7 protein-coding genes are annotated in these 6,275 nt (G+C 38.3%); 5 read left to right on the top strand and 2 right to left on the bottom strand.

The annotated features are described in order from the left end of the window. The first annotated feature begins 296 nt into the window (after positions 1 to 296). From IEX65_RS10155 to IEX65_RS10145, 3 genes are read left to right on the top strand one after another with little or no spacing between them, the layout of a single operon-like run. Entirely contained in the window at positions 297 to 527 is a 231-nt protein-coding gene (locus tag IEX65_RS10155; RefSeq protein ID WP_188765936.1) for a cytochrome b5 domain-containing protein, read from the top strand. Between the two features lie 20 nt (positions 528 to 547). After that, entirely contained in the window at positions 548 to 1,312 is a 765-nt protein-coding gene (gene map / locus IEX65_RS10150; protein ID WP_188765935.1) for a type I methionyl aminopeptidase, read from the top strand. Between the two features lie 44 nt (positions 1,313 to 1,356). After that, complete coding sequence (locus IEX65_RS10145) at positions 1,357 to 1,599, top strand: hypothetical protein (RefSeq protein WP_188765934.1); 243 nt, start codon at positions 1,357 to 1,359, stop codon at positions 1,597 to 1,599. Here IEX65_RS10145 and IEX65_RS10140 read toward each other — a convergent pair. After that, positions 1,586 to 2,413, bottom strand: a complete 828-nt coding sequence (locus IEX65_RS10140) for a hypothetical protein (protein WP_188765933.1) — start codon at positions 2,411 to 2,413, stop codon at positions 1,586 to 1,588. The genes IEX65_RS10145 and IEX65_RS10140 overlap by 14 nt on opposite strands. Positions 2,414 to 2,423: 10 nt before the next feature. Next, positions 2,424 to 3,251: an MOSC domain-containing protein gene (locus tag IEX65_RS10135; protein ID WP_188765932.1), complete on the bottom strand. Its 828-nt coding sequence runs from the start codon at positions 3,249 to 3,251 to the stop codon at positions 2,424 to 2,426. 227 nt (positions 3,252 to 3,478) lie between these two features. Between IEX65_RS10135 and IEX65_RS28175 the strand changes: the two genes are divergently transcribed. Beyond that, a complete protein-coding gene (locus IEX65_RS28175; RefSeq protein WP_188765931.1) occupies positions 3,479 to 5,506 on the top strand; it encodes a CHU_0125 family OmpA-like outer membrane integrity protein in 2,028 nt (675 codons plus the stop codon). A 114-nt stretch (positions 5,507 to 5,620) separates the two neighbouring features. Beyond that, positions 5,621 to 6,271 carry a peptide-methionine (S)-S-oxide reductase MsrA gene (msrA, locus tag IEX65_RS10125; protein WP_188765930.1) on the top strand — a complete coding sequence of 217 codons (651 nt, stop codon included), beginning with the start codon at positions 5,621 to 5,623 and terminating at the stop codon, positions 6,269 to 6,271. Positions 6,272 to 6,275 lie beyond the last annotated feature (4 nt).

The raw sequence follows: 6,275 nt of genomic DNA, 5'->3' as shown, positions 1-6,275 counted from the left end.
ATGAAGGCATCTCATTTTTGCTCTTTTTCTTGCAAAGGTAAGAATAGCATTACATTTTTATAACTACCCAGTTTTTGTATTTGAAAACAAAAGTAAGCATTGAAAGTTAGAATATTAGTCGGCTCGGTCAATCATTTTTTTTACCACTAAGGCACTAAGAACACTAAAGTTTACACAAAGGCTTGAGATATTTTCTTAGTCAATCAAAGTCACGGAGTAGTGAATTTAAAAATAAAAATTTTGCTTCACGACGGATTTAATGCCAATTTTGTTGTGAAAAAGATACACTCAGCAACGTGAAAGAATATACCAAAAACCAACTCGCCCTCCGAAACGGACAAGACAAAGATGATATTTGGGTGGCTTACAAAGGACAAATTTACGATGTAGGCAGTTCAAGATTGTGGCGAAATGGCAAGCATTACGAACACTGGGCAGGGCAAGATTTAACCGAAGAACTGGCCGATGCCCCGCATAACGAAGCCGTTTTTGAGAAATTTAAAATCATTGGGAAGTTGGTTAACTAATTTGAGAAGTAAAAAATAAAATGTCAATAACAAAAGAAGAAGAATTAGTCGGAATGCAAACAGCGAGTGAGGCAGTAGCCGTAGCACTCCGAGAGATGGTAAATTATGCCAAACCTGGCATGACTACCAAAGAATTAGACGATTTTGGTGGGCAAATACTCAAAGACTTTGGAGCAAAATCAGCTCCGAAAGTAACATACAATTTCCCAGGATTCACTTGCATTAGTGTCAATCAAGAGTTTTGCCACGGTATTCCATCGGATAAGAGAATTTTACAAGAAGGCGATTTAATTAATATTGATGTATCGGCCGAAGTCGGTGGGTTTTTCTCAGATAATGGTTGTTCGTTTATCCTCGGGAATGACATTCATCAACACCAAAAACTTGTTGATGCCTCTAAAGATATTTTGCGTAAGGCCATTGCCAACATCAAAGGTGGGGTCAAAATTTCTGATGTTGGTTTTTTGATGGAAACCGAAGCAAAGAAAAGAGGTTATCGAGTAATCCGCAATCTGACTGGCCACGGCGTGGGCAGAAGCCTGCACGAAGCACCCAAAGAGATTCCGAATTATAGAGATAAATATAACACTACCAGATTTCGTAAAAATTCAGTAGTGGCCGTCGAGACTTTTATTTCAACGGTTTCTACGGAAGCCATCACTCAAAAAGATGGGTGGACAATGGTTGGCAATAAAGGCGGCTTTATGGCTCAGCACGAGCATACAATTATCGTGACTGACGGAAAACCGATTATTTTAACTGAAAAAAATGATTTGTGGGGCTGAGAAAATCACCGCATCATCAATCAACATAATTATTTTAATTTATCATGAAACTCATCGAATCAATTATACTTTTTGCAAGCTTGGCATTCTTGACCATGTTTGTTGACCAAGCACTTTACAAGGGCGTTGCTCTCAAAGATAGTTATTTCTTTTTAATGTTTGCCGTGGCTGGATTTTTCTACTATACCTACCGCCGTGGACTTAGAATTATGAAAGAAAAGAAAGAAGAAGAAGCTAAAACGGATGTAAAATCAAAGAAGATTGAAGATAGACTTAAAAGAAAATAAGCATCAAAGGCAACCAAAATACAATTTCTCCAAGCCAACGATAATTTTCATTTTTTGCCAGTTTTCCTTCAAAAAAGTAAATCAACACCGAGCAAAAAGCCATTAAACTTTCTATCAAAAATACTTTTCTAAGAAATAAGTTATCGGTCAAAAAGATAGAAATAATCGAAAAAGCTAAAACACCCAATATGAGATAAGTACAATTGGTCTTGCCGAGTTTCTTGGCGAGATTTTTTGTTATTGGATAGGCCTGTGATTCGTAAAACGAAAAAATCAAGATACTCTGATGCACCAGTAAAAAGAAAATAAATCCCGCTAAAAAGGCTTGCCAATCCAAATTCGGTTTGGTACTAAAAGCACTCCCAACCACACAGAGACTATAAATTGCGGAAGTAAAAACTTCTTTAAAGTATTGATAATTAGCCGATTTTGATTTTTTCTGTAAAATATAAAAGTAAATCAGTATCAAAACCGAAAGAGCAATGCCAAAATAAATGACATTTCGGGGCAAGAAAAAGGCTAAAATAGCCGCAATCAAAAACAAAATGATAATACCTATTTGCAGATAATACTGATGCTGGAAGTGAAATTGATGTCGGGCATCTTCTGGCTCAGACTTTAAGTTATCGAGCAAGCGGTCGAGTATATAAATAATCCAAGTACAGATACCCAAAATTAATAGCGAGGGCAGATTTACCACACCATTTCCATCGGGTATTTTCCAAAACATCCAACTACTTGCCACCGCCCCCAACACCACATCAAGGCTTAGATAGTGAAGTGTTTTTAAGAAATTGTTTTTGGCTTCAATCATCAATCTTTCATCATTTATTTTCTAACATCAGAAGCTCATCTCCTACCGAAATCTTTCCTGTTTCTACAACCAACAAATTCTGTCCAAATAAAATTTTATTATTCACATTTCTGTACTGTGTCAGCGTTCGGAGTGGTTCTTTTCCTTTCTCTGCCGTTTCGGGGTTTATCGTTGTCAAAACGCACCTTGCACAGGGTTTTACGCCTACCAATTTTGCATCGCCCACAGTAAAATATCTCCAAGAATCTTCTACGTGTGCTTCACCACCCGTAAAAACAAGATTTGGTCTAAAACGCTTCATCGAAACTGGCTCTTCGAGTTTAGCATTCAGTTCGTCAAGGCTTGCTTGTCCAATCACCAAAATCGGATAGCCGTCCGAAAAACTTGTATGTTCTTCTTTTGTGATTGAATATTTCGGGTCGGTCAGTCTTATCGAATCATCGGGTTGATAAAACAAACTGCTTTTTTTACCCAAAACTGTCGAAAACCAAGCATCTGCCTCATCGCTTACTCGGATTCCACGCACCACATCGTCCCAAATCGTAATTTGCTCACTATGCGGGACGCCGCCCGCAACCGTTTGTGGTTCAAACGGAATCTGCAAAGGTGCTATCCTTTTCAATCGGTGTGTCACTCGTAAACCCATTTCTTCGATAGTCACATCAATCAAAGCCATTTGTTCGTTTTGGCGTTGGGTAATAAACACATTATTTTCATCGGCAAGTACCCAACGGCGGTCATATTTCAGTCCACGTTCCTCAACAATGGCTTCTTGCAAGCTAATTCCACCCAGTGATTTGATTGGATAAATCGTGATTTCGGAAACAATAAAAGACATATTTTGTTTTTTCAATTAAATCGTGAATCAAAAGCAAATTTTAAATATATAAATATCTGATTATCAATTATTTATTCATAATTCGTCAATCGAATTATTCGTCATTCTTATTCTACACAACAATTCTTTGAAAAAATCGTTTGATTGATTAGGTTAAACTCATAAATTGAGTCGAAATATCAAATTTCTATGGAAAGCGAAGCATTCCATGAAACAACCCGTAAAACATGAAAAGAATAATTCATATTATTGCCCTTTTGGTGCTTACAAATTCAGTTTTTGGACAAATTCAAACCTATAAACGTGGTCTTTCGAGCTTCGATAGGGGTCAGTACGAATTGGCCATCAAAGATTTGACGAAGGTAGTAAATATAGACGAAAGCGAGAAAGCTAATCTGTATCATAAAATAGCAGAAGCTTATCGTCTGTCGAATCGTTGGGTAGAAGCCGTGCCATATTATCAGAAGGCTTTTGAGGCAAAACTTACTAATCCAGAAGCTCATTTTCACTATGCTTTTGCTCTGAAAGCCGCAGGAAATTATGATTTGGCCTTGAAAGAACTACAACAATTCATTGACTCGAAAAGTACAATAAAGGCATATAACGAAAAGGCGTATCGTGAAGTAAATACGCTCAAAACGATTGATGATATTAAGAAAAAACAAAGCGTGGTAGAATTCAAGAATCTCTCGCAACTTAATACCAAAGGTTCAGAGTTTGCTCCGATGGTATTGGGCGATGAATTGATTTTTACGGCTTCTCGCAAAAATAAAATTTATGCTAATGGCTTGCCGTATGTTGGACTTTACAAAGTAAAAATAGATAAAACGATTGGTGAAATGGGTAAAGTTGAGAAATTCAGCGATGCCATTTTTGATGAAGAACGCAACGAAGGAACGCCAACTTTTTCGCCCGATGGCAAAACGATGATTTATTCTCGTGGCAATACGGGCAAACGCAAAGACCTTTCACCCGACATGGATTTGTATATTTCACGCTACGTTGATGGCAGCGGATGGACAGAACCACGCTACGTAAGTGCCTCTGATTCAGCCAGTTGGGATGGTAGCCCTGCTTTTTCTCGTGATGGAAAAACGATTTATTTTTCATCAAATCGCCCAGGTGGTTTTGGCGGATTGGATATTTATAGAGTAAATATGGATGCTTCTGGGCGTTTCGGAAATCCTGTGAATTTGGGTAAAGAAATCAATACTGCTGGCGATGAAATGTTTCCGTATGTATCAGAAGATGGAAAACTCTATTTTGCTTCTGATGGCCACCCTGGTCTTGGCAAACTTGACCTTTTCTTAGCTGTGCGTGCAGGAGGAAAAATCACGGTTGAAAATATGGGAATTCCGTATAATTCAAACATGGATGATTTTGGCTTGGTAATGAGCAAGCGTGGCGATGTGTTTTTCTCATCGAACCGTGCGGGTGGCTCAGGCGACGACGATATTTATTATTACGAAGCTCCTAAAAAACCAGATTTAGCCGATAACGACGACCCATCGAAAAACCCATTGCTTTCACCCAAAACTGGCAATCCAGATAGCACCAGCAAAGCACTCGAAATCAAGACGGTTAATTATTATTTAGTCGGAACCATTACCACAAAAAATACCTCAAATGGCTTTGTGCCACTTGATTCGGCACGTGTGAGAGTGGTAGATACCGACAATAATAACGAAGTAATTACAGAGCTTACCACAGGAAAAGATGGTAAGTTTGGCCCAATTAAATTGAAAGCCGATGGCAATTATTTGGTGATGTCGAAAAAGACAAATTTCTTGACAAACCGTGAAGAGTTTTCGATGAATGGCCGTGAGATTCCACAGTCATTATTGAAGAAACCTGTAACAGATACGACCTTCTATACATCGCTCAATTTAGAGCCTGTTTTCGTAGGAAAAACATTCAGAGTTGATAATATTTATTACGATTTAGATAAATGGGATATTCGCCCAGATGCAGCCATCGAACTGGACAAATTGGTACAAACATTATCTGATAATCCTCAGATTAAGATTGAATTAGGCTCACACACAGACTCTCGTGCAACCGAAATTTATAACCTTCGTTTGTCACAAAAACGTGCTGAATCGGCCATTAATTATATTGTATCGAAAGGCATTGCTCGTGAACGTCTGTCGGCGAAAGGTTACGGCGAAAGTGAGTTAATCATTAAAAACGCTAAAACCGAAGAAGAGCATCAGACTAACCGCCGTACTGAATTTAAGGTTTTAGAAATCGAGTAGAACAATTTTAAAATTGTTCATAAAACCAAATTACCTGTTTCAGCGTTTATATACATGAGCGTGTCAAGCCCAAGCCTGACACGCTTTTTTAATCAAAATCATTTCAGAAAAGCTATGAGAAAAACATTTGTTGCCAGCCTTACGCTGAGCGTTTTTATCTTTATATTATCGTGTAGTACAACTACCAAACCAACCGAAAAGGTGGTTGACAAAACAGTTTATGGCCCAACCGAAAAGGCTTATTTTGCATCGGGTTGTTTCTGGTGTGTAGAAGCTATTTTTGAGAGCCTAAAAGGCGTTAAAGAAGCCGTTTCGGGATATAGTGGTGGACATACTAAAAATCCAACGTATGAAGATGTAAATACCGAACTTACAGGCCATGCCGAGTCAGTTGAGGTAATTTACGACCCAAAAATTATTTCTTATGAAACGCTCTTAAAAGTGTATTTTGCTTCGCAAGACCCAACGCAAGTAAAGGGACAAGGGCCAGATAAAGGTGATTCGTATCGTTCGATAATTTTTTATCAGAACGAAACCGAAAAAACTGCCGCTGAGAATTACAAAAAACAACTCGATGCTTCGGGAAAATACAAAAAACCGATTGCAGTAGAAATAGTACCTTTTAAAGTTTTCTGGAAGGCTGAGGCGTATCACCAAGATTACGAACGTAATCACCCCGAAAATCCTTACGTTCAGAATGTTTCGATTCCACGTATCGAACGCATGAAAGCTCAGTTTCCTGAGTTGTTGAAGGCAAAACACTAAGAAA

The sequence above is a fragment of the Emticicia aquatilis genome (assembly GCF_014644295.1).
Lineage (GTDB): Bacteria > Bacteroidota > Bacteroidia > Cytophagales > Spirosomataceae > Emticicia > Emticicia aquatilis.
This window is presented reverse-complemented; position numbering and strand designations above follow the sequence as displayed.